This is a genomic window from Treponema sp. (genome assembly GCF_045657965.1).
In the GTDB taxonomy this organism is placed as follows: Bacteria; Spirochaetota; Spirochaetia; order Treponematales; family Treponemataceae; genus Treponema_D.
Genome location: NZ_JAZOUG010000113.1, coordinates 1 through 3,686, shown reverse-complemented (window position 1 = coordinate 3,686; position 3,686 = coordinate 1). Strand labels below are relative to the sequence as shown.

Here is a 3,686-nt window from a genome sequence, read left to right as displayed (position 1 = left end):
TGAAAACGGAAAAATCTGTTATAAGGCAGAATTTTATGACGATACAGCAAAACGACTTACTGCACTTTATATAATAATCCGTAATGATGACAAAACTTTAAATTCAATTATCCGTGCCGATTCTGCATCCTGGCGTGATGAAAAATGGAACCTTTCCGGCGGCATTCAGTACACATTAAAAGACGGCACGATTACATCTGGAAGCGTAACAGTTGAAAATAAAAACCGTCTTACAGAACCTCCGGAAACATTTCAGAATAATGTAATAAGCGTAGAAACTGTAGATTCTGCAACAGCCAGGGTTTATATCGAGCATTTGCAGAAAGCCGGTCTTCCTTTTGCCGAACCTTTAAGCCTTTATTACAAAAAATATTCGTTTCCTTTCATATTGTTCATCGTTGTTTTTTTATCTGTGGGCTTAAGCGGTAAAACGCGCAAAAATGTCATGCTTATGAGTCTTGCTTCATGTATCAGTGCGGCGGTTCTGTTTTATGTCACTCAGATGATTACGATGCTTCTTGCTAAGTTCGGTGCAATTTCACCATTCATGGGAGCCTGGTTCCCGGTTTTCATGTTCGTCGTGATTGCAACTGTGGTTCTGCGCTATGCAAGAACATAGTGTTAAAAAAGCTGTACTGATAAAACTGCTCAAAGTTCTATGCAATTTCCTTTGCATTCATATTGATATTACGTACAACAGCAAAAATCCTGTTCTGGGCTTCTTTCCCAAACAGCATAAAGAACTTCGGACGATCGAATGGGGCACGGCCTTTCATGAGGGCATCCATATTGATTTCGCCCTGTTCAACGATAATGTTAATCAGACGCTGAACAAACTCAATCTGCATGCTGTTCATGTTGGCATCATTTATAAATTCTGCAAAGTAGTCGTTTATAGAATCTTTGTCCATTTTTGTTGCCCTGCGAATGAACACTCCAAGTGATTTTCCTTCAGAAAGCTGGTTGAACAACTTTTCGTTTCCAAGTTCTTCCTTGAAGATGTGATTTAAACTGTCAAAGTCATCTTTTGTAAGAGGCTGATTTGTACGCAGCTTATTAATGGCTTCATCTTTCATGTGTTCAGAAAGATAAGCATCGACTTTCTTCTTGTACTCTTCAAAGTTGTCTGCGGGAATTGGATCTTGTGCTTCAGCAGGTACATCCACGTTTGTTACAGTATCACCATAATCAATAAAAATAGGATCATGACCACTATCTACAGAGAATTGAGCCAGGTCACGAATCTCTTTGCGGATTTCTTCATAATCAAGGACATGTAATTCGTCATAATATGAATTAACCGAAAGCAGCTGGAGGCGAGGTAAATGGTCTCGAACAGCTTTGATAGATGTTTTAGTCAAAAGTTTTTCAGCTACAGCCTTAATCTTTGAGCGGTAAAGATCTATAGGTTGTTCTGACAACTGTAATTCCATTATTCCGTAACAGAAATTATCAAAGCCTTTTGCATATTGATCCAGTTCTCCATTGAATACTAGTGGAGCAATGTACTTTGAAAGATTCATTACATCTTCATCGGTCAGACATTCAAAGCTCTTTTCATTCTGGAATTTAAGGACATGCTTCAAGACAAGATGAACAGGTGTAAGCGATGTATTTAATGCGGTAATCTGGGCATGAACTTCGCTTATAAGCTGATTACGGTAAGTAAGAAAGAGATTTTGAGATTCCGAATCAAGTTCGGAATGACATAAATTTTTTGAATCCTGCAGAAGTTTTATGACCGCACACTTATGAGCAAAGATTCTTTCACTTACAGATTTTCCGGAAGCTCCTTCAATGCCGTTCTTTTCTTCGCGGAAGAATTCAAAATTTCTAAGGTAATCAAAAATGTAGAAATACTTCTTACCAACATAAGAACCTGTTTCATCTGTGCATACGAGATTTGGAGCAAGTCGGGTTCCACGGCCAATCATCTGCCAGAATTTTATTTTACTTCGAATCTTTTTATAGAAAACAAGATTTACAACTTCTGGAATATCAACTCCGGTATCGAGCATATCAACACTAACAGCAATCTGCAGCTGTGAATCTGTCTTTTTGAATTCCTTGATGGTAGATTTTACTTTTGTATCATCACAGACAATTCTCTGACACATCTTGCCTTTATACTGCGGCCAGAATTTATCAAAGGTGTCCACAATGTGCTGGGCATGATTTTTGTTGTAAGCAAAGATGATTGTCTTACCAAGTTTATCACCGCCCCCAGTTTTAATCCCTTTTGTCATTAAGTCTTCAAGAACCTGGCGAGTTGTATCTTCATTGAATACATATTCGTTAATTGCCTTTGGAGGAATCTCTTCAAAAGGTTCTTCGCTTTCTTCTTCCTGGCGACGGACCTTTTCTAAATCTTCTTCACTCAAGTTTTCTTTATTGATTCCTTCATCAAGGAATGTTGAAGTCTTTTCAATTGCATGATATGGAACCAGATAGTTAGCCGCAACAGCTGTTTCATATTCATAAACATCAGTTGGAACATCGTCCTGAAGTTCAAAGAACTCGAATGTTGATTTATCAACATCGCGGCGCGGAGTAGCTGTAAGTCCTACAAGGTATGCATCAAAGTATTCAAAGATTGCTCGGTATTTCTTAAAGATGGAACGATGTGCCTCATCAATGATAATCAAATCAAAATGAGCCGGAGTAAATGTACGGTTGCCGTCTTTATTTTTCTCAGTATCAATAGCATTTAAGATAGTTGGATATGTACTGAATACGATTCGTGCACCTTTGTTTTCAGCTTTGTCTTTTGCATCAAGCAGATTGCATACAGTTACATCCGGACAATTTTCACGGAAAGCGTCATATGCCTGTTCAACAAGCTGGATTCGGTCTGCAAGAAAGAGCACGTTTGAAACATAATGAGCACGACTCAATACATCTACAATGCTGATTGCGGTTCTTGTCTTTCCGGTTCCAGTTGCCATGACAAGCAGGAACTTACGGATTTTCTTTTCCATTTCAGCACAGATTGAACGAATTGCCTTCATCTGATAAGGGCGGCCAGAAATATCTGTATTGATTTTTACATGATTCAAATCTACAAGAAGCTTACGGCGGTCCATAAGCTTTTGCAAATCAGCCATCGCAAAAATCATACTTACAGAACGAGGTGCATACTGACTGTCATCCCAGAAGAAGGTTTCAAAGCCATTAGTATAGAAGATAAATGGACGTCGATTAAACTTTCGTTCAAGACAATCTGCATATAAAACAGCCTGCTGCTTACCTACATTCGGGTCTTTTGTAGTTTTCTTTGCTTCAACAACAGCAAGTGGAGCCCCATCTTTTCCAAACAAAACATAGTCAATATAACCTGTTTTGCCAGATATACCTTCCATATCATCAACTTTATATTCTTCAACAACCTGAACCTGATCAATTCTCCAGCCAAGAGTTTTAAGATCTTCATCGATAAACATCTTCCTTGTCTGGAATTCACTTAAATCTTCAACTTTCAGATCTGGTTTATTAGAAGGATGGATCTTATTATTTTGAATTGAAGCAAGTGCCTGGGCAAGCTGCTTTTTCAATTCTTCTATTGTATTATCTTTTGAATCAATTTCGTCTTTGTATTTCTGAAGTTCATCTTGAGAAGGCTTTTTTATTGCAACTACAACTTTGTTTTTTGGAATTGCATCTTCACTAAAAGTTCGTTGTTTATAATC

2 protein-coding genes are annotated in these 3,686 nt (G+C 38.0%); one reads left to right on the top strand and one right to left on the bottom strand.

Features of this window, described 5'->3' with window-relative positions:
• The coding region (locus tag ACKI5B_RS04200) for an LptF/LptG family permease (protein ID WP_407426143.1) at positions 1-619 on the top strand (619 nt) is incomplete at its 5' end.
• Positions 620-656: 37 nt separating this feature from the next.
• Here ACKI5B_RS04200 and ACKI5B_RS04195 read toward each other — a convergent pair.
• Positions 657-3,686: type I restriction endonuclease subunit R (locus ACKI5B_RS04195; protein WP_407426141.1), on the bottom strand; the 3,030-nt coding region annotated here is incomplete at its 5' end.